This is a genomic window from Hydrococcus rivularis NIES-593, assembly GCF_001904635.1.
Taxonomy (GTDB): Bacteria; Cyanobacteriota; Cyanobacteriia; order Cyanobacteriales; family Microcystaceae; genus Hydrococcus; species Hydrococcus rivularis.
Genome location: NZ_MRCB01000024.1, coordinates 20,151 through 46,145 on the forward strand (window position 1 = coordinate 20,151; position 25,995 = coordinate 46,145).

Annotated in this window: 25 protein-coding genes and 3 pseudogenes; 14 read left to right on the plus strand and 14 right to left on the minus strand. The window is 44.8% G+C overall.

Annotated features, from left to right (window positions below; all coding sequences use genetic code 11):
* Positions 1 to 130 precede the first annotated feature (130 nt).
* The 6 genes from NIES593_RS17050 (at position 131) to NIES593_RS17075 (ending at position 5,951) form a co-directional block, all read left to right on the plus strand.
* Positions 131 to 595, plus strand: a complete 465-nt coding sequence (locus NIES593_RS17050; protein ID WP_073600725.1) for a phosphate-starvation-inducible PsiE family protein — start codon at positions 131 to 133, stop codon at positions 593 to 595.
* Positions 596 to 894: 299 nt separating this feature from the next.
* On the plus strand, positions 895 to 1,914 hold the full coding sequence (locus tag NIES593_RS17055) for a glycosyltransferase family 2 protein (RefSeq protein WP_073600726.1): 1,020 nt from the start codon (positions 895 to 897) through the stop codon (positions 1,912 to 1,914).
* A gap of 11 nt (positions 1,915 to 1,925) precedes the next feature.
* The gene (locus tag NIES593_RS17060) at positions 1,926 to 3,056 is read left to right on the plus strand and encodes a Gfo/Idh/MocA family protein (protein ID WP_073600727.1); all 1,131 of its coding nucleotides are present in this window, start codon (positions 1,926 to 1,928) and stop codon (positions 3,054 to 3,056) included.
* 132 nt (positions 3,057 to 3,188) lie between these two features.
* Positions 3,189 to 3,413 carry an NAD-dependent epimerase/dehydratase family protein gene (locus tag NIES593_RS17065; RefSeq protein WP_083602475.1) on the plus strand — a complete coding sequence of 75 codons (225 nt, stop codon included), beginning with the start codon at positions 3,189 to 3,191 and terminating at the stop codon, positions 3,411 to 3,413.
* A 107-nt stretch (positions 3,414 to 3,520) separates the two neighbouring features.
* Positions 3,521 to 4,636, plus strand: a complete 1,116-nt coding sequence (locus NIES593_RS17070; protein ID WP_073600728.1) for a Gfo/Idh/MocA family protein — start codon at positions 3,521 to 3,523, stop codon at positions 4,634 to 4,636.
* Between the two features lie 88 nt (positions 4,637 to 4,724).
* Positions 4,725 to 5,951: a glycosyltransferase gene (locus tag NIES593_RS17075; protein WP_073600729.1), complete on the plus strand. Its 1,227-nt coding sequence runs from the start codon at positions 4,725 to 4,727 to the stop codon at positions 5,949 to 5,951.
* Between the two features lie 24 nt (positions 5,952 to 5,975).
* Here the strand turns inward: NIES593_RS17075 and NIES593_RS25650 are convergent.
* From NIES593_RS25650 to petE, 7 genes and pseudogenes are all read right to left on the minus strand, one after another.
* Positions 5,976 to 6,191: pseudogene (locus NIES593_RS25650) on the minus strand (hypothetical protein); the annotation flags it as partial.
* A pseudogene (locus tag NIES593_RS25655) lies at positions 6,175 to 6,316 on the minus strand (transporter substrate-binding domain-containing protein); the annotation flags it as partial. The pseudogenes NIES593_RS25655 and NIES593_RS25650, both read right to left, overlap by 17 nt.
* A 113-nt stretch (positions 6,317 to 6,429) precedes the next feature.
* Positions 6,430 to 7,743, minus strand: coding sequence for a M23 family metallopeptidase (locus NIES593_RS25280; RefSeq protein ID WP_083602476.1), 1,314 nt, complete (start codon positions 7,741 to 7,743; stop codon positions 6,430 to 6,432).
* A gap of 35 nt (positions 7,744 to 7,778) precedes the next feature.
* Positions 7,779 to 8,564, minus strand: coding sequence for a biotin--[acetyl-CoA-carboxylase] ligase (locus NIES593_RS17095; protein WP_073600730.1), 786 nt, complete (start codon positions 8,562 to 8,564; stop codon positions 7,779 to 7,781).
* A gap of 64 nt (positions 8,565 to 8,628) precedes the next feature.
* A complete protein-coding gene (gene hisB, locus NIES593_RS17100) occupies positions 8,629 to 9,273 on the minus strand; it encodes an imidazoleglycerol-phosphate dehydratase HisB (protein ID WP_073600731.1) in 645 nt (214 codons plus the stop codon).
* Between the two features lie 208 nt (positions 9,274 to 9,481).
* Positions 9,482 to 11,503 carry an NAD-dependent DNA ligase LigA gene (ligA, locus tag NIES593_RS17105; protein WP_073600761.1) on the minus strand — a complete coding sequence of 674 codons (2,022 nt, stop codon included), beginning with the start codon at positions 11,501 to 11,503 and terminating at the stop codon, positions 9,482 to 9,484.
* A 351-nt stretch (positions 11,504 to 11,854) separates the two neighbouring features.
* Positions 11,855 to 12,235 carry a plastocyanin gene (gene petE, locus NIES593_RS17110; protein ID WP_073600732.1) on the minus strand — a complete coding sequence of 127 codons (381 nt, stop codon included), beginning with the start codon at positions 12,233 to 12,235 and terminating at the stop codon, positions 11,855 to 11,857.
* 192 nt (positions 12,236 to 12,427) lie between these two features.
* On the opposite strand from petE, the gene petJ reads away from it, so the two are divergent.
* From petJ to NIES593_RS17130, 4 genes are all read left to right on the plus strand, one after another.
* A complete protein-coding gene (petJ, locus tag NIES593_RS17115) occupies positions 12,428 to 12,763 on the plus strand; it encodes a cytochrome c6 PetJ (RefSeq protein ID WP_073600733.1) in 336 nt (111 codons plus the stop codon).
* A 537-nt stretch (positions 12,764 to 13,300) separates the two neighbouring features.
* Positions 13,301 to 13,681 (plus strand): C6orf136 family protein, encoded by a 381-nt coding sequence (locus NIES593_RS17120; RefSeq protein ID WP_073600734.1) that lies wholly within the window; start codon positions 13,301 to 13,303, stop codon positions 13,679 to 13,681.
* Positions 13,682 to 13,743: 62 nt separating this feature from the next.
* A complete protein-coding gene (locus NIES593_RS17125) occupies positions 13,744 to 13,956 on the plus strand; it encodes a DUF2839 domain-containing protein (protein ID WP_015144854.1) in 213 nt (70 codons plus the stop codon).
* Positions 13,957 to 14,026: 70 nt separating this feature from the next.
* Entirely contained in the window at positions 14,027 to 14,914 is an 888-nt protein-coding gene (locus NIES593_RS17130) for an ABC transporter substrate-binding protein (protein WP_073600735.1), read from the plus strand.
* Positions 14,915 to 14,920: 6 nt separating this feature from the next.
* On the opposite strand, the gene NIES593_RS17135 is transcribed toward NIES593_RS17130, so the two are convergent.
* From NIES593_RS17135 to rpaB, 7 genes are all read right to left on the minus strand, one after another.
* Entirely contained in the window at positions 14,921 to 15,544 is a 624-nt protein-coding gene (locus NIES593_RS17135) for a class II aldolase/adducin family protein (RefSeq protein WP_073600762.1), read from the minus strand.
* An 80-nt stretch (positions 15,545 to 15,624) separates the two neighbouring features.
* Positions 15,625 to 15,768 (minus strand): hypothetical protein, encoded by a 144-nt coding sequence (locus tag NIES593_RS24300; RefSeq protein WP_175561168.1) that lies wholly within the window; start codon positions 15,766 to 15,768, stop codon positions 15,625 to 15,627.
* Between the two features lie 62 nt (positions 15,769 to 15,830).
* Positions 15,831 to 17,261, minus strand: coding sequence for a TldD/PmbA family protein (locus NIES593_RS17140; protein WP_073600736.1), 1,431 nt, complete (start codon positions 17,259 to 17,261; stop codon positions 15,831 to 15,833).
* A 27-nt stretch (positions 17,262 to 17,288) separates the two neighbouring features.
* On the minus strand, positions 17,289 to 17,777 hold the full coding sequence (locus NIES593_RS17145; protein WP_073600737.1) for an acyl-CoA thioesterase: 489 nt from the start codon (positions 17,775 to 17,777) through the stop codon (positions 17,289 to 17,291).
* Between the two features lie 28 nt (positions 17,778 to 17,805).
* Positions 17,806 to 18,414, minus strand: coding sequence for a gamma-glutamylcyclotransferase (locus NIES593_RS17150; protein WP_073600738.1), 609 nt, complete (start codon positions 18,412 to 18,414; stop codon positions 17,806 to 17,808).
* Positions 18,415 to 18,735: 321 nt separating this feature from the next.
* Positions 18,736 to 19,404 (minus strand): cofactor assembly of complex C subunit B, encoded by a 669-nt coding sequence (locus tag NIES593_RS17155; RefSeq protein WP_073600739.1) that lies wholly within the window; start codon positions 19,402 to 19,404, stop codon positions 18,736 to 18,738.
* A gap of 73 nt (positions 19,405 to 19,477) precedes the next feature.
* Complete coding sequence (rpaB, locus tag NIES593_RS17160; protein ID WP_041392237.1) at positions 19,478 to 20,206, minus strand: response regulator transcription factor RpaB; 729 nt, start codon at positions 20,204 to 20,206, stop codon at positions 19,478 to 19,480.
* A 220-nt stretch (positions 20,207 to 20,426) separates the two neighbouring features.
* Here rpaB and radA point away from each other — a divergent pair, with 220 nt between their 5' ends.
* The 4 genes and pseudogenes from radA to NIES593_RS17180 all read left to right on the plus strand — a co-directional run bounded on the left by radA (position 20,427) and on the right by NIES593_RS17180 (position 25,949).
* Entirely contained in the window at positions 20,427 to 21,986 is a 1,560-nt protein-coding gene (gene radA, locus NIES593_RS17165; protein WP_073600763.1) for a DNA repair protein RadA, read from the plus strand.
* Between the two features lie 162 nt (positions 21,987 to 22,148).
* Positions 22,149 to 22,691: pseudogene (locus tag NIES593_RS17170) on the plus strand (glutathione S-transferase C-terminal domain-containing protein); the annotation flags it as partial.
* A 397-nt stretch (positions 22,692 to 23,088) separates the two neighbouring features.
* Positions 23,089 to 24,018, plus strand: coding sequence for a LysR family transcriptional regulator (locus NIES593_RS17175; RefSeq protein ID WP_073600740.1), 930 nt, complete (start codon positions 23,089 to 23,091; stop codon positions 24,016 to 24,018).
* Between the two features lie 65 nt (positions 24,019 to 24,083).
* Positions 24,084 to 25,949, plus strand: coding sequence for an NAD(P)H-quinone oxidoreductase subunit F (locus NIES593_RS17180; protein ID WP_073600741.1), 1,866 nt, complete (start codon positions 24,084 to 24,086; stop codon positions 25,947 to 25,949).
* The last annotated feature ends 46 nt before the right edge of the window (positions 25,950 to 25,995 follow it).

Genomic DNA, 25,995 nt, shown 5'->3' on the forward strand with positions numbered 1-25,995 from the left:
ATTCAGCTAAGAAATAATTGCAAAAAAACTTAAAGTTTTAGCAAGCCTGGGTTGATATTTCCTCTGCCTTCTCATTTTTTTAGAAAAAATATTAAACAAAAAAAATATAAAATTATTGACTAAATTAAAGATGAAATTTTTAAAAAAAATAGCAATAGGAGTGAGGCAATTACTCAAAGACGAAAATTTTCTCTATGGGATTCACAAGGTAGAAAACCTGGTTTCAAAAGTTTTATCTATCGCACTAATTATTGTTATTTTATTTTCTCTGTTCGATCTGGTCATGATTTTGTCTATAGATCTAATCGCGACAGAAGCCACTGGTTTTTTTAGTAAAACTTTAATTGAAATTTTTGGTATGTTTTTAAACATACTAATCGCTCTAGAATTGTTAGAAAATATAACCGCTTATCTAAGAAGACATATCGTTCAAGTTGAGTTAGTTGTCGTTACAGCTTTAATTGCGGTTGCTCGCAAAATTATTATTTTCGATCCCAAACAATACGACAAGATCGATCTCATTGCTCTAGCCATTGCCAGCCTCGCACTTTCAGCGAGTTATTGGCTGATTCGACGCATGAATCAACACAAATAGTGTTGCCAGTCTTGTCGTTAAATCTTCTTTACTTGCTTGACAGCTAATGCTAAACTCCCTAAGAGGATGTTTGAAAAGTATAGTTTTTGTCATGCCTAACGTAGCGCAGCGAAGCGAAGCATCTCAGCCAATGCCGAAAGATTGGGATTGTTAGCTCCATTTTATTGCGCTTACAATGACAAATTCTATTTTATTGCGCTTACAATGACAAATTCTATCGCTCTTGGACTTTCCAAACATTCTCTAACGAGCTAATGCGATCGCATTGCCAGCCTACTTACATTATCCAACTCAAAAGCATGAGCCGCATCGGCGCAGTTGCCATAGGAAGAAATGAAGGCGAACGACTCGTCAGTTGCCTGAAATCTCTAATCAACCAACTTCCCCAAGACGTACCGATTATCTACGTCGATTCCGGTTCGACAGATGGTAGCGTAGCCACAGCGCAATCTCTAGGCGCTTGCGCGATCGAATTGGACGCATTGGCTCCGTTTACGGCAGCGCGAGGACGAAATGCCGGATTTAACTATCTGATCGAGCATTTTCCCGATCTCGAATACGTCCTATTTATCGATGGAGACTGCGAACTAATTGAGGGGTGGATCGAGCAAGCCGTACAAACCCTCGATGAAGACGAAAAACTCGCCATTGTCTGCGGTCGTCGGCGAGAACGGTTTCCCGACGCATCGCCCTACAATCGACTCGCTGACATGGAATGGAATACACCCGTTGGCGAAGCGAAAGCCTGCGGTGGCGATGCCTTAATGCGAGTCAGTGCTATTCGAGAAGTCAATGGCTTTAACGATCGCATGATTTGCGGAGAAGAACCGGAAATGTGTATCCGCCTGCGCCAGCGCGGATGGAAAATTCGGCGCATCGATGCCGACATGACCCTGCACGATATGGCGATGTACGAGTTCGGTCAGTGGTGGAAGCGCTCGATCCGTGGCGGTTGGGCAGTTGCCGAAGGAGCAGCCATGCACGGCGCGCCACCAGAGTGCTACATGAGGCGAGAAAATAAGAGCGGCTGGATGTGGGGATTTTTTGTCCCGTTAATCGCGATCGCTTTGGCTTGGCTAACTTCTGGACTCAGTTTACTGCTATTGCTCGGTTATCCAGCCTTAATGTGGCGAATTTATCGCTACCGTCTCACTCAAGGCGATTTACCCTCTCACGCTCGCCTGTATGCTTTTTGGTGTATGCTATCTAAACCAGCGCAGGCGATCGGTCAGTTTCAGTACTGGCTGATGCGTTGGCGCGGCAAGCAAGCGACGCTAATCGAATATAAAATGCCTGTTGCACAGAAAGTTGAGACATAAAGGAAGTTTCCATGCGGATTGCGATCGTTGGCTGTGGCTTCGTTGCCGATTACTATTTAAAAACACTTCCCTTCCATCCCAATCTAGAACTGGTGGGAGTCATGGATCGAGATTTGGCGAGAGCATCTATCTACTCTAGCCATTATTCAGTGCCTTTCTACCATTCCTTGGAAGAGCTACTTGAGGACGATTGCGTCGATCTCGTCGTCAATCTCACCAATCCTAGCAGCCATTTCTCGGTTTCCAAAGCCTGCTTGGAGTCTGGCAAACACGTCTACTCCGAAAAGCCGCTGGCGATGGCACTCTCAGAAGCTCAAGAACTGGTGAACCTAGCCGAACAACGAGGCTTATTAATTACCTCCGCTCCCTGCAATCTGCTTGGGGAAACCGCGCAAACCCTCTGGAAAGCGCTGCGAGAAAACGTCATCGGGACTGCGCGACTCGTCTATGCAGAGATAGACGATGGATTGCTGCATCGCATGGCATACAAGCAATGGACTAACGGGATTGGCATTCCCTGGCCCTACAAAGATGAATTTGAAGTCGGGTGTACTTTGGAACACGCTGGCTACTATATTTCCTGGCTGGCGGCTTTTTTTGGTCCGGCGCAAACCGTTACTGCCTTTTCTTCCTGTTTAATCCCCGACAAGCAAACAGACGTTCCCTTGGCGGTTAATTCGCCAGATTTTTCGGTCGCTTGTATTAAGTTTGCTTCCGGCGTTGTTGCCAGATTGACCTGTAGTATCATTGCGCCTCACAACCATGAGCTGCAAATTATCGGCGACGAAGGCATACTTTCTACCCACGATTGCTGGTACTATAACTCCCCAGTTTATATCAAGCGCAGAATTACGATCCGGCGCAAGACCTTTGAGACTCCTTGGAAAATTAAATATCCGCTGGTTGGAAAACCCAAGAAACGCTATCCCTATAAAGGAGCCATGCAAATGGATTTCTGTCGAGGCGTGGCAGAATTGGCTAGCGCGATCGCCGAGCAACGTTCCTGCCGCCTGTCAGCTAGATTTTCTCTCCATATCAATGAGGTCGTTCTCGCCATTCACAACGCGCTAGAAACAGGCTCTCCCTACAAAATTACCTCATCCTTCGACCCAATCGAACCAATGTCATGGGCAAAATCGTGACAGCAATTTTCAGAAAGATTGGAGTCAGAGAGACTTCTGAGACTCGGAGACAAGGGCAATCTCTCGCGTTTTTTTAGCTCGACCCGCCCCTACTAACCAATCCAAAATCCAAAATCCAAAATGGTATAAACGATGCAGGATAACGCGCAAACTCCGATCGCATTCATTACAGGTGCTTCCGGTTTTTTAGGTCGATACGTCGTCGCCGAGGCGTTGCGACGCGGGTATCGAGTCCGTGCGATCGCGAGGGAAAAACCACCTTCCTGGTACGAACATCCCGCCTTGGAATGGGTAAATTTAGATTTGCGAACAACTTCTTTTGAAGTATTTGGCAACAACGCTTTCGTACAGATTTAGGTGTTAACTCTTTCTCGCTCTCAATAGTACGACGACTTTTGCTCCGATTCAACCTTAGGATGTAATGTAATTTTTCTCAATTTAAAAGGCGACACTAGAGGTCAGTTATGGTATCTACATCACAACCGATTCGTTGGGGTATTCTTGGGACTGGATTTATTGCTCAAAAATTTGCTGATGGACTACGCTCGGTTCCCGAGGCTCAGTTATGGGCAGTAGGTTCGCGCACTTTAGCATCCGCCCAAAAATTTGCCCATCAATTCAATGTACCCAAGGTTTACGGTAGCTATTCAGACCTGGTTAATGACCCAACCATTGATGTCGTCTATGTTGCTACCCCTCACATTTATCATAAAGAAAATTGTATTTCTAGCTTAAAAGCCCGAAAAGCAGTACTTTGCGAAAAACCCTTCACGGTCAATGCTCGCGAAGCAAAAGAAGTCATTACCTTAGCACGCGAACAGAAGCTCTTCTGTATGGAGGCAATGTGGATGCGCTTTATGCCACTGATTCAGAAGGTTAAGCAGATTGTAGATCGGGGCGACATAGGTGAAATACGCTTGTTTACCGCCGAATTTGGCTATCCTACCCAGTTCGATCCCAATAACCGCTTTTTTAAGCTTGAACTCGGAGGAGGTGCCTTATTAGATCGAGGTGTTTACCCCCTTTCCTTGGCGTTTTTTTTATTTGGACCTCCAAATCAAATTAGCGGTCAAGCTTGTAAAGGCAACTCAGGAGTTGACGAACAATCTGCAATGTTATTGACCTATGAGAGTAGCATGCTAGCTATCTTGTCTTCCACACTGAACACCTATGGCTCAAATTCCGCCATCATCACGGGAACCCGAGGCAAAATTGTTATTCATGAGCCGTTTTACGAACCTGAGCGGATTTCGCTTATCAAATTCCCAGATTCTCCAGTGGTTTCAACGGCTAAATATTGTGTGAATTCTTCACGCCTAAAGCAGAAACTCATTACGTTAATGAAACGCAATCTACTTGTGAAGAGTTTAGTGTCAAAACTGCGTTATCCTACTACGACTTTTTCCCATGCCAACGAAAGCAACGGTTTAAGCTACCAAGCAGTGGAAGTTGTACGGTGTTTGAAAAACGGTGAGCGTGAAAGTCCAATTATGCCGTTGGATCACACTTTAAAAATTATGGAAACGATGGATGTGCTCCGTCAACAATGGAATTTGAAGTACCCCCAGGACATAGATTAATAATTTATCTTATCTTCAATGTCGCAAATCAGTTTTCGGTTCCGCCTATAGGAGCCTCAAGTACTAGCTAATACACTCAGGTCAGCCTATGAAAATTGCTTATTTAATGAATCAGTATCCCTATCCGAGTTGTACATTTATTCGTAGAGAAATTGCAGAGCTTGAAGCCTGCGGCATTCCTATTAGTCGGTTTTCTATTCGCTATCCAGATTTGCCAATTAAGGATGATGCCGATCGACTAGAATTGACAAAAACTCGTTTTATTTTGACTGAAAGTCCCTTTAAACTTCTTTTTAGTATGCTGTGGTCTTTTCTTACTCGCCCTCTGGCTTTTTGGAGGACATTACAATTAACCTTTAAAATTGGCTGGAAATCCGATCGCGGCACGATTGTTAATCTGGTTTATTTCGCTGAAGCTTGTCTACTGTTACGATGGTTGTTAAAGTTACAAGTTGAACATGTCCATGCTCACTTTGCCAGCAATCCTGCTGCCGTTGCCTTGCTGTGCCATTCTTTAGGGGGTCCACAATATAGCTTTACTGTTCACGGACCCAACGAATTCGATCGGCCACAAGCGATCTCTCTTCCTGAGAAAATTCGACAGGCTGCCTTTGTCCTCGGAATTTCTTCTTTTACAAAAAGTCAGCTATTTCGTTGGTGTGACTACACTAATTGGGCAAAAATTCATATCGTTCATTGTGGTGTTGATAAATTGTTTTTAAACCAGCCCTTTGTACAATTGCCACAAGAACCTTGCTTTGTGTGTGTTGGCCGTTTATCCGAACAAAAAGGACATTTAATTTTAGTGGAGGCAGCTAACCAACTAGCATTAGAAGGATTACAATTTAAAATCGTCTTAGTGGGGGATGGACCTTTTCGTCAAAAGATTGAAGATCTTATCGTTCAATTTCATTTAGAAAATTACATTGAAATTACCGGCTGGGCCACTAATTTAGAAGTTCAGCAGCATATTTTGAAGGCTCAAGTCATGGTACTGCCTAGTTTTGCTGAGGGGCTACCTGTTGGAATTATGGAAGCCTTTGCACTTTCGCGCCCTGTCATCAGCACTTATATTGCAGGCATCCCCGAGCTAGTTGAGCCAGGTGTATGTGGTTGGTTAGTTCCTTCCGGCTCTATTGAGGCACTTGCTAATGCAATGCGCTCTGCTATTGATACTCCTGTTGAAAGGCTTACAGAAATGGGCAAAGCCGGTTATCAACGAGTTCTTAAGGATTATAGTATAACTACTGAAACTCAAAAATTACTAGCTTTGTTCGAAAAATATTATCCTTCGATTTCTGTTGAAAAAAATTAACAAGATATCGCAAAAAGTTCCTGCCTGTAGGAGATTGATTGCTTGGACAAATAATTTTTTATCTAAATAGACTAAATAGATACTGCCCAGTTCGTAGTATTCTTTAGCAGTGCCTTTTTCTTTTTGCAGTTTTTTTTGCAGGTGAGAAAAGGTGATTTCAACCTGACGAGTTTTGAAAACCTGTAGATAGCCCCAGTCTCCCAGTCCTCTCCGTCCTCCGTTCTTAAAGAAGTCCCCAATAGGCGGCCCTTTCTCGCAACCAACCAGATTGTTGCCAACGAGCGATCGCGCAAACTTGAGTATTGTAATCCTTTTGGGATCGCTACACACAAAGCTTCACCGGAAAGACGGACGGAGAATTGTCGATTTCTATAGAAGAACTCATTGCTATTGGAGCGAAATTTTCTGACTAATAAAAACAAAAGTGTCAGAAATCTGGCACTTTTCGCAACTCAAAACAAGTTGGTCGGATCGATATTTACCCTTGCGGTTCGGTGTTGGTATCTGCCATCTGCATGGCACGCATCAGATTCTCTAGGGCATATTCGAGATGCAGTCCCGCATCTACGGCTACCCAACCCTCATTTGTCAGATGTCGCCATTCAAAATGGAGGTGGGGACCTGTAGACATTCCCGTGCTACCAACTCGTCCGATAACGGTTCCCTGGTTTACCCAATCGCCGGGTTTGACGAAAACTTCTGATAAGTGGGCATAACGAGATTCTTGAGTGCCCTTCTCGTGGCGTACAATCACCGTTAATCCGTAGCCGTCTATCCAATCTGCGACAGCTACTTCGCCGTGGTAAGTAGCGAGTACGGGAGTTCCTTGCGGTGCGCCGATATCGGTTCCCTCATGCATTCTGTTAGTGCCCGTGATGGGATGAATTCGCCAGCCAAAACCAGAGGTAATATTAGCAGGAATGGGTAAGGGGAAAATGAGGGACGTTCTGTGGTGTTGGGAGGGGACTTGAGGATCTTGAGGATAGTGATAGGTTATCGTTGCTCGATTGTACTTGGAAACGGGAGCTAAGGTAATAGAAGCAGGCGGCTTAACGACCGAACCAATCGCGGTTGGGCGAGCTTGATAGCTGGTAGATTTCAGCCTTCCTGAAGTTTTTGCCCTGCTGGCGACTTGGATTAGGGATGACGCCGGTCGGGTTCTCGTCGCGATCGCGCCTTGCTTTTTGGCTGTGCTGCCGCAGGTGCCGTTGGTCAGTTTTCCATTTTGAGCAATGCTGATGCATCCCGTGGCGCGATCGCTCATAATCACAGCGCTTGGAGCTGCGTAATTTTCGGCTTCGTCTCGGCTATAGTTGGTTGGGTCGATGTAGCTATTCTTTCCCAGATTGGCCAGCCTAGAAACATTGCTTGTCTGAGTTGACTGAGGTTGGCGAATGAGGTGGCGAATCCCCGAAGCGTCGTTTTCTGCAGTCGAGGAAGAGGTAGAAACTTTAGGAGCGGACAGTTGCGTTTTTGTGGAAGGTTTGGGAACCTCAATCGGGGCGGTTCGAGTCACCGTAGTTTTTACAGGATTTTCTCTGACAATCGGTTTAATGCGCTTTGCCGGAGCTTTTGGAGCGAGGTCGATCGCTTTTGGCGGTGGATCTGAAGGAGTTGAAGGATCTGGAACGATAAATGTGTTAGTAGTTGCTTTGGCTGGGATCCAGACTAATCCACTCGCCAGAATACTGAGTCCGCCCATTAATCCCATACCTTGTTTGAGCAGGCGATAGGGATGGACAGGATTTTTGGGATTGACGGGATTTGCATCTTGGGACGATGGCTGACTCATTGCTGCCTCACTCCTCTACAGTAGATTGAATTGACCTAGAGTTGATCGTCGTAACCGAGACTTATTGTACCGGATGGTAGATGAATTTCTGTAGTAGCTCCTGGGGAATGCAGCCGCACTCGCAACTCTCCTTTAGAATTTACGCCGACGACGACTCCAGGACTGCCATTGACTGTCACTTCGCGTCCGATACTTTGTAAAAGGTTTAAATACGAGGGTAGCAAAATTTCTACCCCATTGGATAGATAGTGTTGATATCCAAAAAATATGCCATAAATTGCGATCGCGGCTAACTGTTCGAGAGAATGAATGGCGGGAAAAGACTGGAGATTAATCCCTACTTCCGGTACGGGATTTTTCCAGTTAATGCCTGCGCCGATAACGGCTTGAGCGATCGTTCCTTGCTGGATGAGGGTTTCGCTTTTAATGCCGCCCAGTTTGCGTCCCTCCAAGATTAGGTCGTTGGGCCATTTCAAAAAAACGGGTAGATCGTGGCAGCGCAATGCCTCGGCAATTCCCCAAGCGCTAAAAAGGGTTAAATGGGGCGCATCGCTTGCCGGAATATTAAGATTTATGGCAACGGATAGATACAGTCCCCCTCGCTGAGATTGCCACTGCCGCCCCCACTGTCCGCGTCCTGCGGTTTGTTCGGCAGCGATCGCTGCTAGGGGAGGTTTGAGGTTGCGATCGTCGAGCAGTTCCCAAAGAATTTGGTTGGTCGAAGGGATAATTTCGTAGAGATAAATTGATAATTGTTGCAGTGTTTGGTTATCGGAAAATTTGAGGAGTTCTGCTGCGAGTTTTTGTCGATCCAATCCCATTTTTTCTCGCGCCAAGACGCTATGTTTTTTTTCAATCTTCTTTTGCTCTGCTATTGAGAAGCATTTACAGAACTCCTTTAGAACTCGGAATGGCATCGGCGCGACGGGGATCGATTTCTATCGCCATTCGCGTCGCCCTAGCAAATGCCTTGAAAGTAGCTTCAATGATGTGATGAGAATTGATACCATCCAATTGGCGAATATGAAGCGTCATTTGGCTGTGGTTGACCAAGGCAACGAAGAATTCCCTGACCAACTGGGTATCATAAGTCCCTACTCGTTGGGTAGGGATTTGTAACCCGTAACTCAGATGCGGTCTTCCCGAAAAGTCGAGTGCCACTTGAATGAGGGCTTCATCTAAAGGGGCGAGAAAATGACCGAAGCGAACGATGCCCTTGCGATCGCCCAACGCTTTTGCCAAGGCTTGACCTAGTGTAATTCCTACGTCTTCATTGGTGTGGTGGTCGTCAATTTCTATATCTCCCGTTGCCCGAACTTCCAAGTCGATTAACCCATGAGAAGCGATTTGGTGCAGCATGTGATCTAAAAAAGGAATGCCCGTCGCTGCCTTACAATTTCCTCGTCCGTCGAGATTGAGGCTTACGCTTACGTCGGTTTCTTTTGTAGTGCGGCTAACTGAGGCAGTCCTTGCCGGAAAGGGCAACTCCAGATCGGGAGAGGTTGGAAAGTGAAGATCCCGCGTTGGCATGGTAGTGAGTTAACTTTTAGATGGATCGCTTTTATGTCCAAGATAACAGTTTAGCGATCGTCAGTACAGAGTATTAGAGAATTATTGACTGCACCAAGAAACGCGACGCGACCCAGACAATCCATTAATCTAGATGCCGGAAAAGGGACAAGGGAAAAAGATATATAGAAGTTTTTTCTTCCCCCTTTTCCCAAATAGGAATTAAATTTTATGATTTTTGCAGGATGTCTAATAATTGAGATTCCGTAAGTTGAGTAATTCCTAACTGTTGGGCTTTTTCTAGTTTAGAACCGGCTTTTTCTCCCACGACTAAATAATCTGTTTTAGCACTGACCGAACCTGTGACTTTTCCGCCTGCTTTTTCAATTAAATCCTTGGCTTCATCGCGGGTGAGAGTTGGCAGAGTTCCAGTAATCACAAAGGTTTTACCTGCCAAAGCCCTAGGTCGATCGCCTTTTGAGGTGGAAGTACTAGCCAACTGTAAGCCTGCCGCTTGTAAACGCCGAATTAGCATTTGATTGGCAGGAATTTTAAACCAATCGTATACGGACTCAGCAATCTCTGCACCGATCCCGTAAACGGATTCTAAGGCGGCAATCGAAGCTTGGGATAATTGTTCGACACAGGGAAAATTATCGGCTAATAATTTAGCCGTAACGCTACCGACATAACGAATGCCCAATCCGTAAAGAACTCTAGACCAAGGTTGCTCTTTACTTTGGGCGATCGCATTGACTAAATTCTCGGCAGATTTGGTTCCCATTCTCTCTAAAGAAGCGATTTGTTCGGGTTTTAAGTCATACAAATCGGCAATTGACTCAATCGATCCATTTTCAATCAGTAAAATTACGATTTTTTCTCCCAATCCGCGAATGTCTAAAGCATCGCGAGAAGCCCAATGCACGATGCTAGCGCGTAAAATAGCCGGGCAGGAACTATTGACGCACCGCGTTACGGCTTCGCCAGCAAGGCGCACTAATTGCGAACCGCATTCGGGACAGTGGGTTGGCATTTGAAAAGGTTGGCTATCGGGGGGGCGCAGTTCGTGCATAACGCGGACGACTTCGGGAATAATTTCTCCCGCTTTGCGAACGATAACCGTATCGCCAACGCGAATGTCTAATTGAGCAATGCGATCGCTATTATGAAGAGTAGCTTTTTGCACGATCGTCCCCGCTAGATGCACGGGTTCCATAATCGCGATCGGCGTGACTGCCCCAGTGCGTCCTACGTTGACGGCAATCTCTTTTACTATGGTAGGAGCTTCTTCGGCGGGATATTTAAGCGCGATCGCCCAACGAGGAAACTTTTGCGTAAAGCCGAGTTTTTCTTGCAGTTGAAAGTCATTTATCTTCACAACTATCCCATCAGTCATGTAGGGTAGGGTTCGCCTTCCCGTTTCCCAGTATTGGAAGTATTCCTCTACTTCTTTTAAAGACTGACACAGCTTACAATTGGGATTGACAGCAAATCCCATTTCTTTGAGAAACTCTAGAGCTTCCCATTGGGATTTGAGCGTGTTATGGTTGGGAAGGTGCAAGGTATAGGCAAAGAACTTCAATCGTCGCTTATCGACTATTTTGGGATCGAGTTGCCTAAGCGTCCCGGCAGCAGCATTGCGGGGGTTAGCGAAGAGAGGTTCTCCGGCTTGTGCTCGTTCTTGATTGATTCGGTCAAATTCATCGAGAGGTAAAAATGCTTCTCCTCGTACTTCTACAATCGGTGGCGGCGTTTCTAGGTGCAATCGCAGAGGAATAGAACGAATAGTACGGACATTGTGGGTAATATCTTCCCCAGTAACGCCATCTCCCCGCGTGACTCCTCGCACGAATACGCCATTCTCATAGGTCAATGCTAAAGCATTTCCATCGATTTTTAACTCGCAAACGTATTCAACTTGTTTGATATCGGGAACTACACGCTGCCAGCGTTCCTGCCATTTAGCCAATTCTTCTAGACTAAATGCGTTTTCTAGGCTGTAGAGAGGAATGTTATGGCGAACGGAGGTAAATTGAGAGGCAGGTCGATCTCCTACTCGCTGAGTTGGACTATCGGGTACGATCAGTTCGGGATATTGGGTTTCTAAATCTTGCAGTTCTCGATACAGTCGGTCGTAAACCGAGTCCTCCATAATAGGGTTATCGAGAACGTAGTAAGCATAGTTAGCTTTAAGCAGTTGTTGCCGCAGTCGTTCGACTCTCTGTCGGATTTCTGGCGTTACGGATGTCACTTTCTCCTCTTGTAATCTCAGATCGATCTCAAAAATTGATAGATTTAAATAGCTTTCAGATCGAGCATAACTTAACCAAGGTAGACAGTACTCGCAAAGCTTCAATCGCAATCCCAAAACTCGCGATCGCAACGAGATAATAACAAGAAACTAAGATCTTGCACCTTTCTCAAACGAACTTAATTCAAAAAACACTCTGGATGCTGATTTTGCATATATTTATGCCACAAAAAAACCCACAGCTCAATTCTGTGGGGTTTTTCTTCTCTTGCTTCTATTGCTGGAGCAGTCAATCGAATCGAAGTCAGTAGAGACGTTCGTGGAATGCCTCTAGGAATTTTGAATTCCGAATTATTTCACAATAATTTTGCCAACCATACCCGCACCGCGATGGGGTTCGCAGTAATAAGTATACTCTCCAGGCTCGTCAAAGGTGCTTTCATAGGATTCGCCGGGAGAGAAGACAAGATTTTTGTGAGACATTTTGGTGGCTACAGCTTCATCCATTTTGCTGCTGTCGAAAACCACGTTGTGAGGAGCCAGCTTGTTGTTCACCCATTTTACGGTGTCGCCTGCTTTGATGGTCAAGGTGTCGGGTTCAAACTTCAGCAAGCCGCTGTCCGAACCCATTTTGACTGTATAGGTTTCTGCCGCAGCAGGAGCAGCGGAAATAACGAAGCTAGAAATGACTAGCAAAATGGTGGCAAGTAATACAGCTAATTTCTTCGACATTTTTGTTTGCTCAGTAAAATTACCCAACTACAAAAGTTTGACAGTCTGTCTTTTGACAGGAGTCCTAAAATTTGCTTGTTTTAGATCCATAAAAGATCCTACTACAGAAGTTCGACAGTTTGTCTTTTGACAAAAGATCGACCGTTGCCGACGATAATCTACGGTTCGATACGCAAACGAGAGGAGAACTCAATGAAAAGATTTTTGTCTTTAAGCTTGCTAGTTTTGGCATTGTTTACTTTAACCTTTACTCGTCCTGCCTTAGCTGGAGATTTAGCCAAAGGAGCTAAGTTGTTTTCTGCTAATTGCGCTGCTTGCCATGCCGGTGGCAAGAATGTAGTCAATGCAGCGAAAACGCTGCAAAAAGGCGATTTAGAGAAGTACAGCATGAATTCACTAGAAGCAATTAAGACTCAGATTGCCAAAGGAAAAAATGCTATGCCAGCTTTTGCGGGTCGCTTGAGCGAGCAAGAAATCGATGACGTAGCCAATTATGTCTTGTCTCAAGCAGAAAAAGGTTGGTCTTAAAGCGAGTCAAATCAAGTTGCAATTATTTGAGTCTATGAAGGCTAGCTCAAAGATATAGGTTACTAGACTCGCAAGCTTGGTTAGGCAGCAACGCTGTTTCATTAATGGTTAATTGTTTGGTCATGCAGGCATAGATCTAGCATTCCTAAAAGAAGGAGACTTGAGGAAGGATGCCGATCTGCCTGTAGATCGAACGAACTATTGTTTTTAAGTATCTAGGCAAAATTCAATTCATCCCCGAAGATTTGGAAAAGGGAAGAAAATGTGTAATTAATATTTGTCATATTTGTCTACTTACTTAAAATAGGTCGCTGTTTGAACAATCTAATTGTCTTTAAAAAGCAGACAACATCGTTCCCATGGTCTGGAGCCATCCGATCGTTCGCCACATCTACAACCAATACTTAACGGACAGGCATATCAAAAGTTTATAACCAACCTAAATGATTTGTAAAAATGGAGTGAGAGCGTCTTGCTCGCACTCCGTCCGCCATTCAAATCGAATTGCTACATATAGGCTAAAAAGTACAAATTGAGATGGATATTATCGAAATTCTCAAAGACGACTATCAGCGATTTCCCGCCGATCAAACTTATAGTATCTACGCCGAAAACGTTTATTTCAAAGATCCTCTCAATGAATTTCGGGGAATTGCACGCTATAAAGAGATGATTGGTTTTATGAGTAATTGGTTTCAAGACATTAAAATGGATCTCCACGACATTCGGAGAGAGGGAGATACCATACACACTGAATGGACGCTCAACTGGACGACTCCCATTCCTTGGAAACCTCGCATTACCATCCCTGGCAGAAGCGAACTAAAGCTCGACGAACAAGAAATGATTGTCTCTCACATCGATTACTGGCACTGCTCTCGTTTGGACGTAATCAAACAACATCTATTTCCCAAATAGAAGAGTTCGCGTGATAGAATCGAGGGGAAAAAATACGCTGAAACACATGTAAGAGTTCGGCTATGGGTGAAGCTAAGCGTCGTAAAGCTGCACTAGGCGATAAATACGGTCAAGAAGAAAGAATCTTTCCTTGGCTGCCAGTAACTAAAAGTCAAGCAGAAAACCTGTACAAATTAACCACAAGAGTGGCATGGATTGGTATCGGTGCTCTAGCCGTTATTTGGGTGACCATTCGCTTTATCGGACCCGCTTTTGGTTGGTGGGAAATTCAGTAGTAAAACTCTAGCTCGTTTGCGATCTGGTCTCGATTTCCTTTAGACTTCAAGCAGAACTGAAGTCAGAATTATGTCTCGTCATTGCTTAACTAAGCTTTTAGCTTTTCTGTGCAGCATCCTTTTAATTGCCTGCGGTACGGCACAAAATCAAAATGTCAATCTTCCTGCCATTTCTTCCAATTCTTCTGTCGAATCGGCTGAGAGAGTGGTAGCTTTAACTTCGCTAACCGCCGATATTATCGAACGGTTAGATAAAAATAAACTGGTTGGAATTGCAGGCAGTAGCTTGCTCAAATCGAGCGATCGCTTTACAAATATTCCTACAGTTAGTGAAGGACAAACCCCACCTAATTTAGAAAAAATTGTTGCTCTCAAACCCGATTTAGTCATCGGTGCTAAAGGATTTAGCGACCAAACTCTTAACAAATTAAAAGAGTTGGGGATTGCTACGCTGGCTACCGATATAAATAATTGGAATGCCTTAACAGAAATTACTCAAGATTTAGCTCAAAAAATTGGTGCCGATCCAACTCCTTTATTAGAACGCTATCAAACCTTTTTAACCGATATTCCCCAACAAAATTTATCGACTTTAGTTTTAGTCAGCCGTCAACCGATTTTAGCTCCTAATAAAAATAGTTGGGCGGGCGATTTATTAGCGAAATTTAATGCGAAAAATTTAGCAGCAGAATTGCAGGGAAAATCTCCTTTCCCTGGTTATATTACGCTTTCTCCTGAAAAAATCCTCCAAGCTAATCCAGAAGTCTTGTTAATTGTAGAACCATTCAGACAAAAATTACTTGAAGAATTTAAAGCCCAACCTTTCTGGAGTCAATTGAAAGCCACTCAGCGCGATCGCGTGTATGTTTTTGATTATTATGGATTAGTCAACCCTGGCAGCATCGACAAAATTGAAGAAGCTTGTGCGAAACTGAAACAGGCATTGAAAGCATCATAAATAAGATTAAGATTTAACGAAATCTTTATAGTATTGCAACAGCAAACTCCCTGCCTCATCCAATTGTTTGCCAAAAGCAATAATTCCTTCTGCATGTCCGCTCATCACTAAAATTTGCGTTTCACCCAAATTCTCTTCTCGGCACAATCGAATAATTTCCTTTGCCATTTCTGGCGTACCGTAAGCAATATTTTTTGCCGTTGTTGGGACTTTATCCATTAATTCTTGCCAGAGTTTGAGATGGTGAACGTGAATAATTGCATTAATTTTTGGGTTGGCTTCATAAACAGCCGCATGGGTTAATGCTTCTGAAGAAGCTTGAATCGGACCTTCACATGTTACATAATTTCGCTCCCAATCGTAATCGATAACCGTCGTATAGTGTTGTTCGTTTAGGATGGGCAACCCTCCCGTTTTAGTACCAGAAATGATAAATTGGCTGGTTTTGTCGGGATGGCGAATACTGAGATTGCCAAATCCTATGCCATTAGGATATTCGCCAATTAAACCCAATTGATAGAGTTTATTTCTCCATCGATTGAGGTCTTGAATTTGATTACTAGAAAGGGGTAGCGAGTCAATCCAATGACATTGATATTTTACATACCCTTCATCAATTGTGTTTGTCATACCATTTTGGATTTTGGATTTTGGATTGGAAAACACTTTTCTGATTAAGGTTTTAGTTATTTATTTGTAACCCTCATTTTTTAAATTGGCTCGCCACTAGGAGAGTCAAAAAACTCCAAATCCCAAAAGACGGTAGCTGCTTGGGTCGGTTGAGACGCGATCGCCGTAAAACTTAAACTACATAGAGCAGTGGCTACCGTCAATTTTGCGAAGATATCGTTCATCTTAACTATTAAACTTAACGACTTGCAAAGTCATCCAATAATACTACGATTGCCGATTAATGTTACATTGCCTCGCCTCCCACGACGACATCGCGAATTCGCAAACTCGGACCGCCGCAACCGACGGGCAAACCGCTTTGTCCGCCCTTGCCGCAACCGCCCGATTCATCCCAGTAGAAATCATCGCCGATCGCTTCGATATTTGCCAGGGTTTTAAATACATTTCCCGATAGCGTCACATCGCGCACGGGTTCGGCAATTTTGCCATCGCGAATCATCCACGCTTCTCCCGCACTAAAGGTAAACATTTCTCCATTGGTCATGCCACCCAACCAATTTCGAGCGTATACTCCTTCTTGAATTCCCGCAAATAACTCTTTTACGGGTATCGTGCCTCGCTCGATCCAAGTGTTGGTCATGCGAACGATTGGGGGATAGTGATAATTGAGACAACGAGCATTTCCCGTCGCCTGTTCGCCCAACTTACCTGCCGTTTCTCGGGAATGCAACCGCCCGACTAATACGCCATCTTTAATCAATTGAGTGGTTGTTGCAGGGGTTCCTTCATCGTCGTAGAAATAACTGCCTCGGTGTATTCCCCCGCCTTCGGCACCCTCCTTATCAAGGAGGGTAGGGGCAGCGCCGTCAAAGATTTGCAGCTCTTTGGGACCGAACCGTTTCCCTATACTCATGACTTCTAACAAGTCGGGATTTTCGTAGAGCATATCCGCTTCCGAGAGATGTCCAAACGCCTCGTGAACGAATAAACCTGCGAGAATGGGATCGATGACAACGGTGTAAGTATTGCCTTTGACTGATGGCAAGGAAAGCGCATTGACTGCCCGTTGAGCGGCACCCCGCACCTGTTCGTCTAGCTGGGTTAAATCTTCGTAAGCCTTGCGAGAACCTGTTGTTTCTCGCCCCGTCTGCACGATTTCTCCATCTCTAGCGGTAGCGGAAAAGTGCATTTCCATGTCTGCCCAGGATTGCTCGATTAAGGTTCCCTCAGAAGTGGCAAGAATAACGCGCTGGGTGGTATCGCCGTAGCGGACGGAGGTGGTAGCGACGCGATCGCTATAGGCGCGAAGAAGCTCATTGTAGCGATCGCAGAGGGCTTTTTTCTGCTCTAGCGGCACGTGACGCGGATCGGTTCCGGTTAGTGGCAGTTGGCAAACGACTTGCGCGGGTTCGACTGGGGCGAGAATCGTCTCTTCTTCTCCTACCATTTTGGCAGCGGCAATGGCTTCTTCGACGCGATCGGCTAGGGTAGATAATTGGTTAAAGGTAGCGAACCCCCAACCGCCTTTATAAGCTGCTCTCACCTGGCCGCCAATCGAAATGCCTTCGCTAAGGGTTTCTACCTTGTCTGCTCGCAATAAGATATTCGTTCCTTCTGCTTGTTCTATGCGAATGGCTAAAAAATCGACGCGATCGCGATAGCGATTTATCAACTCGGCAAGTAAATTTTTGTAGTCGGAAAATTGGTTTGACATGGCTATATCTGCAAGCTTTAATCTCTACTATTTAATCAGCCTCATCAAGACATCCTTTACGGCTGGAGGTAGCTGACGCATGATTTTGCCTTTCTCGCGATCGATCGCAACTAGGGTAACTCTCCCTGTCAAATACAATTCTTCTTCCTGTAGCATCTGAATTTTATAGTCCCAATTAATTCTGACTCCTGCTATCTCGGTCATGCGAGTTTTGACGACAGCCGCTTCTCCTAAGCGCATGGCTCGATGATAGCGAATGGACATTTCGACTACGGGTAAGTCGCAACCTAACCTTACCAAATCGGCAAAATCTATGCCCATGGATCGCAAGCATTCGACTCGCGCTTCTTCCATCCAGGTAAGATAAGAACCGTGCCAGACCACCCCGCCGTAGTCTGTATGATGGGGTTGAGCGCGAACGGCGTATTCAAACCATACTTCTGTAGTCGCTCTGAGAGCGTCATCGGTTGCGATCGCGGTTGTCGGCGATAATTGGGGTTGCTGTTGCTCGGACAAGTTATCACATAGCGTTTTTTGTTCTTTGTTATTGTAACTCGATCGATTTTGACTTTTGTTGTAGCTGGTACATGTGATGGAACAATTTCCAGCGGTATTCTTCTGAGAGTCCGCAAGTCACCGCACCGCGAATGACTACATTCAAATACCAGTCGTTAGGTGCTAATTCTTCTTCTAGTTTATCGACGACGACATAAGTGCGAACGTTGCGATAAATTTGTGTACCATGGTACACATTTACAAATTCGTGGCGGTATCCGTTGCGGGGAATTTCTTCTCGTTCGTCGAGAAGATCGCTCAATCTCCAAGGTAAATTATACAATACCCCCTCAACGCAAGAACTAGGATCGGGAACGATATCTAAAGCACCGCAGTTACGACGTAGAGAGCGGCGATAAAATCCGAGACGATAGCCTTTAACAACTCCAGTTCCGATGACGTAGTGATGAGTATTTTCGCCGAGCGATCGCTTTAAATCCACCGGACACATACAAGAGCCATAGGCAAAATAATAGAAAGATGGTTCGCTCGGTTGTTGGGGCTGCCAATGACTTCCCTGATGGTTTGGCAGAGAAGTTTTGAGTCGTAAATTCTGCGATATGCAATTGCGATTTTTTTCTATTTGCCGCTCTCTCATGAACAGCTTCAAATTTTTTCTAAAGGTATATTTTACTTTTTAGCTTGCTTTTATGCTAGTGCTGAAAGCTTAAAAAAATAAGAGGGACTGAGAGCTTATTTATATAGCGATTTTTACGGAACGAATTAATCTTTTACTGTATAAATGACCTCTATCAATCCCACTAACCAATTAACCCCTACCAGTACTTTGATAACATTTCACCGATATATTGTCTACGTATTTTCACCAAGTTCATCAAAATTTTAAAATTTAGCCGTGCTATCTTCAAATCATTTGACGCGATCGCAAGGAGGATTGAACTTTTGGATTGAATCCCGTTTATTTTTCGCAAGCGGCAATTTCATGGCTATAGCGACTGAGGGTTTCTCCCAATTTGTCCGCAATTCCCTCAATCCAATTTTCGTCTTGCTTGGTATAGCTGCGGGGTGCATTAGCCCCTAAAATGAGAACGCCTCCGTTGCCCATCGGTTGGCAGATCAGCCCTTGGGTATTTTCTGGCAGATAATCAAATTCTATGCGTCCTGGAAAAAGTTTGAGATCGACCAAATAAATTGGTTTGTGAGTCTCCAACACTCGCCGAACGATTTGACCGGGTTTTACATGGGGATTATCTGCCAATATTCCCCGCCGCAGGAGAACTTTTCCTTGGTAGTAAACGACTAAGGATTTTGTTACAGTATTGGTTAATAAGAGATGCGATGCCCAAGCCAATTCGGTTTTAACCGCATCGGGCAACTCCGAAGCCAACTCCATTCCCTCTTTGCCAATCAAAGTGACCGCATCGGACGATCGCGGCTGGATTTGCTGCCAAAGCAAACCGACTAGAATCAATATAGCACTGAGGATCGTACCCAGCACGTCGGAACGAGCTTGAGATTCTGTAAGCTGAGTGGTTGTCAAACGGTTAAGGAGCAGCAATATTCCTCCCAAAATGCCAACAAGCAAAGGAAGCAGCCGCAACACTCGATTGGGATCGGATTTAATCATTCGTCATGAGTCATTAGTCATTGGTCATTAGTTCAGTCTACAAAGGACGAATGACAAAGGACAAATGACCAATTTACTCTTCTCCGGGTTCTAGAATTCGTTGAAATAAATACCCCGTTCCCCGCGCGGTGAGAATTAATTCTGGGTTGCTAGGGTCATCTTCTAACTTTGCCCTCAAGCGAGAGATGTGAACGTCAACGACGCGGGTATCGACGTGGCGTTCGGGGGTATAGCCCCACACCTCCTGTAAGATCTCCGATCGCGAGAAAGGTTCTCCAGAACGGCTGACTAATAACTCTAGCAAGCTAAACTCCATTCCAGTCAAACGAATGCGCTCGTCGCCCTTGTAAACTTGTCGCTTGTTGGTATCGATTTTAATCGATCCCACATGAATCACCCCAGAACTGGGAATGCCGGGGGTGCCATTTTTTTCGACTCGTCGCAGCACCGAACGAATGCGAGCTTCTAATTCCTTGGGAGAAAAAGGTTTGACTACGTAGTCATCAGCCCCTAACTCCAAACCCGTAATGCGATCGGCAACGTCTCCCAAAGCGGTTAACATAATGATGGGGATATCAGATTCCTTGCGGAGTTCTTGACAAACGCCATAGCCATCGAGCTTGGGCATCATTACATCCAAGACTACCAAGTCTGGATTGGTCTGATGAAAGACTTCGAGGGCTTCTTCTCCATCGGCAGCCGTAACGACATCGTAGCCAATCATGGAGAGACGAGTTTCCAAAATTCGGCGGATGCTGGCTTCGTCATCTACAACCAAGATTTTTTCTTTATGAATCTCCAAGTTACTCAACACTCCTTTTTTAAATAAATTTGCTAATTCTTAAGTTAATTTTTGAGTGCCTCTGTTACTAGAATATCTCTTTCCCGTTATTATTAACCCTAAATTGCCTTGTATATTGGCTCGATTGGGCATTTTTTTTAAGGTTTACTTAATTGTTGAGACTGGTGGATATTTTGCTCTTTATCTGAATGGATTTAACAATTTTTTAAAAAAACTTCAAATGCCGAAATCTCGAACAATTTATGTTTGCAGTGCCTGTGGAGCAGAATCGCCGCAGTGGTTTGGCAAATGTCCGAGCTGTGGAGTCTACGGTTCCTTGGAAGAGCAAGTTGTCATGCAAAATTCGATTGGAATTAGTCGAGGGGGCTGGCAATCGTCTACACGCACGGTTGGCAAAACCAAGGGACCCGCTCAGCCAAGAATATCTGTCAAATTCTCGCAAATCGCCCACGAAGTTCAAGCCAGGTTTCCTTCTGGATATGGAGAATTGGATCGGGTGCTAGGCGGGGGAATCGTTCCAGGTTCGCTGGTGCTAATTGGGGGAGATCCCGGCATTGGCAAATCGACGCTATTGCTGCAAGTCGCCAACCAGTTATCTCAGCGATTGCCCAGAATTCTCTATGTATCCGCCGAAGAGTCGGGACAGCAGGTTAAGTTACGTGCCTCTCGTCTGGGCGTAACTCAGACATCTTCTTGCGAACAGGAAGATACGAGCAATGGCAAGGCGAAAAAAGGTCATCAATCCTCACAAGACAAACTCCAAGAGGGAAATTCCAATCTCTACGTTCTCCCCGAAACCGATTTAGAAGAAATTCTCCGAGAATTGGAATCTCTTAAACCCCAGGTGGCAATTATCGATAGTATTCAAACCCTTTATTTTGCTTCGCTAACTTCTGCTCCCGGTTCGGTCGCTCAGGTGAGAGAATGTACTTCGGCATTGATGCAGGTGGCAAAGCGAGAGAATATTACTTTATTTATTGTCGGTCATGTGACTAAAGAAGGAGCGATCGCAGGTCCGAGGGTATTGGAACACCTAGTCGATACAGTGCTATATTTTGAAGGCGATCGCTATGCCTCTCATCGTCTGTTGCGCTCGGTGAAAAACCGCTTCGGAGCCACCCACGAAATCGGTATCTTTGAAATGGTAGAGCATGGCTTAGATGAAGTCGCCAATCCTTCTGAGTTATTTTTGGGCAACCGCGACGAACTCGCCCCCGGTACGGCGACGGTAGTTGCCTGCGAAGGAACTCGTCCGATTGTCGTCGAGTTGCAAGCCTTAGTCAGTCCGACTAGCTATGCTTCGCCGCGACGTTCGACGACGGGGGTAGATTACAACCGCCTACAACAAATTCTGGCAGTCCTAGAAAAGCGAGTCGGCATTCCCCTATCAAAATTGGATGCTTATGTCGCTTCTGCTGGCGGATTGGGCGTGGAAGAACCTGCGGCGGATTTGGGAATTGCGATTGCTGTGGTTGCTAGTTTTCGCGATCGCGTCGTCGATCCGCGTACCGTATTAATAGGAGAAGTCGGTTTAGGCGGACAGGTGCGCTTAGCCTCCCAAATGGAATTGCGGCTCAAAGAAGCGGCTAAACTAGGGTTTAAACGCGCGATCGTGCCTAAAGGACAAGCGTTTCCGGACGATTTGGGCTTAGAAATTATCCCCGTTGCCAAGGTGATTGATGCGATTATCGCAGCGATTCCCCCTCAACGCCGCTTTGGAGGCGATATCTCAGAAGAGTATGAAGGAGAAGAATCGATGGGTAATGAAGAGATGAATTAAAGAAGATACAACTTGAGAGTGATGGAAAGAAGGAAAAATTATTTAAGTAATAGTATAAGACTAGCTTTTTCTCTTTATGAAAAAAAGCTAGGCATTAATTAACTACAAAGACGACCTCTCCCCGATGTCAGAATTTTTTCCGGCATAAAGATCGGTGCGTTTGTCAATAACGAATCCCGCGAAATTATACGAATATTCGACTGGGAATTTGAAGCGTTTGCTCGCCAGAAAGTGAACTTTTGTCCAGAAGACTTGAAGGAAAAAATCGATCGAACAATTGATGCCATTTACCAACCCATTAACAATGGGGTTTATCGAGTTGGATTCGCTACCTCTCAAGAAGCCTATGAAGAGGCGGTAACAGAACTTTTTGAGGCTTTAGATTACTGGGAAAAAGTCTTAGAAAAACAGAGATATTTATGCGGCGATGTGCTAACAGAAGCAGACTTTTGCTTGTTTACTACCCTGCTGCGTTTCGATCCGGTTTATTACGTACATTTTAAGTGCAATATTCGTCACATTTGGGATTATCCAAATTTGTGGAATTATCTCAAGGATCTGTATCAACATCCTGGCATTAAAGAAACTTGCAATTTAGACCATATTAAGCGGCATTATTATATGAGCCATCCTCATATTAATCCTAGCGGTCTTATTCCTAAGGGACCTGTCATTAATTTAGACGAACCTCATAATCGAGAGTAGTTTTCTTGCTGGATTATTGAACGCAACAATTCCTTGTACTCGCTCTTAAGCTCTGAAATGCACTGCCATGCAGTGTAAAGTACGCTTCTACCAGATAAATTTTTTCTTTTTTACTTAATAAATATCTAAGAGGCGATCGCATTCCTTAAAGCTTCAAGCTATTTCTATTAAGTTTTGTTACTCAAGCATAACCTTGGCGATCGCCCGAATCTCCTGCCACATAACCTCTGTACGACAGATATTTGCCAAATTTATCATAGAAATAATCAAATGATACTTGCAAAATGATTGATTTAAGTCTATGATAAAAACAACGTTAAGATCCTATATAAAATCGAAACGTTGACCTAGAGATAGTTGCTGATGAAGTCAAACTTCACTCACGGGGGACGTTAAATTGATTCAAGCAACCCTACATCAGCTAGTCGTTTTTGAAGCCACTGCTCGCCACGGTAGTTTCACCCGCGCAGCCGAAGAATTATTTATCACCCAACCGACGGTTTCTAGCCAAATCAAACAATTGACTAAAGCTGTTGGTCTACCATTGTTCGAGCAAATTGGCAAACGCCTTTATCTAACCGAAGCCGGAAAAGAATTACTGGCAACCTGTCAGGAAATCTTTGAAAGGCTAGATAACTTCGAGATGAAGGTCGCCGACTTAAAGGGAACCAAGCAGGGAAGGTTGCGGCTAGCCGTAATCACGACGGCAAAGTACTTTATCCCTCGGATTTTAGGGTCTTTCTGTCAGCAATATCCTGGGATTGATATTTCACTCAAAGTAACCAACCATCAGCTTATTCAAAAGCGCATGATGGAAAATGAGGATGACCTCTATATCCTCAGCCACCCTCCAGAAGATATGGATCTGTCTACCCAGTCTTTTCTGGATAATCCATTAGTAGTGGTAGCACCGCGAAATCATCCTTTGGCAATGGAGAGGAACATTCCCATCCAACGCCTTAACGACGAACCTTTCATCATGCGGGAAGCGGGTTCGGGGACGCGATATGCCGTCCAGCAACTGTTTGCAAGGCACAAAGTCATTGTGAAGGTCAGGTTAGAACTGGGAAGCAATGAGGCAATCAAACAGGCGATCGCTGGAGGTTTAGGCATTTCCGTCCTTTCCCAACACACCCTACTTGGTGAGGGGTCTAATAGCGAACTAGCGATCTTAGACGTACAACATTTTCCGATTAAATGTCGCTGGTATGCAGCTTATTTAGCGGGGAAACAACTATCTGTCATCACTCAGACTTTCTTAGACTATCTCGTACAAGAAAGTCAAAAGATACAGGTTCCTTCTCTCAATTTGCTTGCCACAGTTTGATAAAGCGATTAGTTATTAGCAATTAGCGATCGCCAAGATCCGTTCACTAATTTTGAGGTAACTCTATGTTTGAGACGTTCAGCCAGAGTATCTGGTTGGTACCCTTGTACGCCTTGACGGGAGCGGTACTTGCCTTACCCTGGTCTCCTGGTATTATCCGTCAAACGGGACCGAGGCCTTCTGGATATATTAACGCCATTATGACCTTGATGGCGTTTCTTCATAGCTTGCTTGCCCTTCCAGCCACTTTGAACCATCCCCCTCAATATATCTCTTTTAACTGGCTTCATGTCGTCGATTTAAATATTTCCTTCGATATCGAAGTCTCCTCTGTCAATATCGGGGCATTGCTGTTAATTACGGGATTGAATCTCGCTGCCCAGATTTTCGCCATCGGGTATATGGAGATGGATTGGGGATGGGCGCGTTTTTACTCCTTACTTGCCCTGTTTGAAGGAGGAATGTGTGCCCTGGCACTTTGCAATTCTCTGTTTTTCAGCTATGTCATTCTGGAAATCCTGACTCTGGGAACTTACTTGTTAATTGGTTTGTGGTTCAATCAGTCTTTGGTAGTGACAGGGGCAAGGGATGCCTTTTTAACCAAACGGATAGGCGATTTAATTCTGCTAATGGGTGTAGTTGCCTTGTTGCCCATCGCGGGAACTTGGAACTATACCGAGTTGGCAGAGTGGGCAAGAACTGCAACGATTAGCCCTACTACCGCAACTCTCCTCTGTTTGGCACTAATTGCAGGTCCTCTGGGCAAATGCGCGCAATTCCCTTTGCATTTATGGTTGGATGAGGCGATGGAAGGTCCTATGCCCGCTACGATTCTGCGGAATACCGTGGTCGTTTCTACTGGGGCATGGGTATTAATTAAGTTGCAACCGGTGTTTGCGCTGTCTTCCGTCGCTACTAATGTCATGATTTGGATTGGTGCGGTAACGGCGGTGGGTGCTGCCGCGATCGCGATCGCGCAAATCGATCTCAAGCGTTGTCTATCCTACGTCGTCAGCGCCTATATGGGTTTGGTATTCATTGCCGTAGGAACGGGACAAACCCAAACCGCATTGACGCTGCTATTTACCTATGCGATCGCCATGTCTGTGTTAGTGATGAGTGTGGGCAATATCATCTGGAACAATATTACTCAAGATATCACTCAATACGGCGGGCTTTGGTCGCGCCGTCCCATCACTGGCATTTGCTTTCTCGTAGGGGCAGCTTCTTTAGTTGCTTTTCCTCCCATGGGCTGTTTCTGGGTACTAACCGAGATGGCGGATAACCTGTTCCAGAACTATCCTTGGTCGATCGGCGTTTTGTTACTGGTTAATGGATTAACTGCCTTTGGCGTTACCCGCGAGTTTTGCGCGATTTTTGGCGGCAAACCCAAGCAGATGACCGTTCGTTCTTTTGAAGCTTTCTGGCCTCTTACCCTGCCGATGACTATCGTAATGGGATTTGCCCTCCACGTACCTTTACTCCTCAAGCAATGGAATCTTCTCCCTGCCTGGGAAGACCTAAATTTGACCGTTGCTAGTTTCCTTGTCATCTCAACAGTCGTTGGCGGCGCTACGGCAGCTTATATTTATCTCGGCGATCGCATTGCCAAACCCGTACAATTTAAACCCAAAGCCCTACAAGATTTTTTTGCCTACGACCTTTATACTGCCAAACTTTACAAGTTAACAATCGTCTTTTTCGTAGGTTTGATTTCCCAAATTGTCTCTTGGTTCGACCGTTTTATTGTCGATGGCATCGTCAATTTAGTCGGCATAGCAACCGTCTTTAGCGGACAAAGCTTAAAATACAACGTCTCAGGTCAAACTCAATTTTATTTCCTGTCAATTTTTTTAGGAGTTGTCTTTCTAGTCATTGCGATCGGTTGGCCTATACTCTCTCAAGTTTCCCTAGTATTTGGAGCTAATTAGTAAATGATTCATCAGTCTTTTGTAACAATTACTCAACCATTAGAAA

Excerpts from the sequence above, each read along its gene's own strand:
- NIES593_RS17070 (WP_073600728.1), top strand. The coding sequence starts at position 3,521 with ATGGTATCTACATCACAACCGATTCGTTGGGGTATTCTTGGGACTGGA.
- NIES593_RS17065 (WP_083602475.1), top strand. The coding sequence starts at position 3,189 with ATGCAGGATAACGCGCAAACTCCGATCGCATTCATTACAGGTGCTTCC.
- radA (WP_073600763.1), top strand. The coding sequence starts at position 20,427 with ATGCCGAAATCTCGAACAATTTATGTTTGCAGTGCCTGTGGAGCAGAA.
- petJ (WP_073600733.1), top strand. The coding sequence starts at position 12,428 with ATGAAAAGATTTTTGTCTTTAAGCTTGCTAGTTTTGGCATTGTTTACT.
- NIES593_RS17095 (WP_073600730.1), bottom strand. The coding sequence starts at position 8,564 with ATGGGATTGGATCGACAAAAACTCGCAGCAGAACTCCTCAAATTTTCC.
- NIES593_RS24300 (WP_175561168.1), bottom strand. The coding sequence starts at position 15,768 with ATGAACGATATCTTCGCAAAATTGACGGTAGCCACTGCTCTATGTAGT.
- NIES593_RS17050 (WP_073600725.1), top strand. The coding sequence starts at position 131 with ATGAAATTTTTAAAAAAAATAGCAATAGGAGTGAGGCAATTACTCAAA.
- NIES593_RS17075 (WP_073600729.1), top strand. The coding sequence starts at position 4,725 with ATGAAAATTGCTTATTTAATGAATCAGTATCCCTATCCGAGTTGTACA.
- NIES593_RS17155 (WP_073600739.1), bottom strand. The coding sequence starts at position 19,404 with ATGATTAAATCCGATCCCAATCGAGTGTTGCGGCTGCTTCCTTTGCTT.
- NIES593_RS17180 (WP_073600741.1), top strand. The coding sequence starts at position 24,084 with ATGTTTGAGACGTTCAGCCAGAGTATCTGGTTGGTACCCTTGTACGCC.
- NIES593_RS17130 (WP_073600735.1), top strand. The coding sequence starts at position 14,027 with ATGTCTCGTCATTGCTTAACTAAGCTTTTAGCTTTTCTGTGCAGCATC.
- NIES593_RS17150 (WP_073600738.1), bottom strand. The coding sequence starts at position 18,414 with ATGAGAGAGCGGCAAATAGAAAAAAATCGCAATTGCATATCGCAGAAT.
- NIES593_RS17140 (WP_073600736.1), bottom strand. The coding sequence starts at position 17,261 with ATGTCAAACCAATTTTCCGACTACAAAAATTTACTTGCCGAGTTGATA.
- NIES593_RS17120 (WP_073600734.1), top strand. The coding sequence starts at position 13,301 with ATGGATATTATCGAAATTCTCAAAGACGACTATCAGCGATTTCCCGCC.
- petE (WP_073600732.1), bottom strand. The coding sequence starts at position 12,235 with ATGTCGAAGAAATTAGCTGTATTACTTGCCACCATTTTGCTAGTCATT.
- NIES593_RS17060 (WP_073600727.1), top strand. The coding sequence starts at position 1,926 with ATGCGGATTGCGATCGTTGGCTGTGGCTTCGTTGCCGATTACTATTTA.
- NIES593_RS17055 (WP_073600726.1), top strand. The coding sequence starts at position 895 with ATGAGCCGCATCGGCGCAGTTGCCATAGGAAGAAATGAAGGCGAACGA.
- NIES593_RS17125 (WP_015144854.1), top strand. The coding sequence starts at position 13,744 with ATGGGTGAAGCTAAGCGTCGTAAAGCTGCACTAGGCGATAAATACGGT.
- hisB (WP_073600731.1), bottom strand. The coding sequence starts at position 9,273 with ATGCCAACGCGGGATCTTCACTTTCCAACCTCTCCCGATCTGGAGTTG.
- NIES593_RS25280 (WP_083602476.1), bottom strand. The coding sequence starts at position 7,743 with ATGAGTCAGCCATCGTCCCAAGATGCAAATCCCGTCAATCCCAAAAAT.
- NIES593_RS17135 (WP_073600762.1), bottom strand. The coding sequence starts at position 15,544 with ATGACAAACACAATTGATGAAGGGTATGTAAAATATCAATGTCATTGG.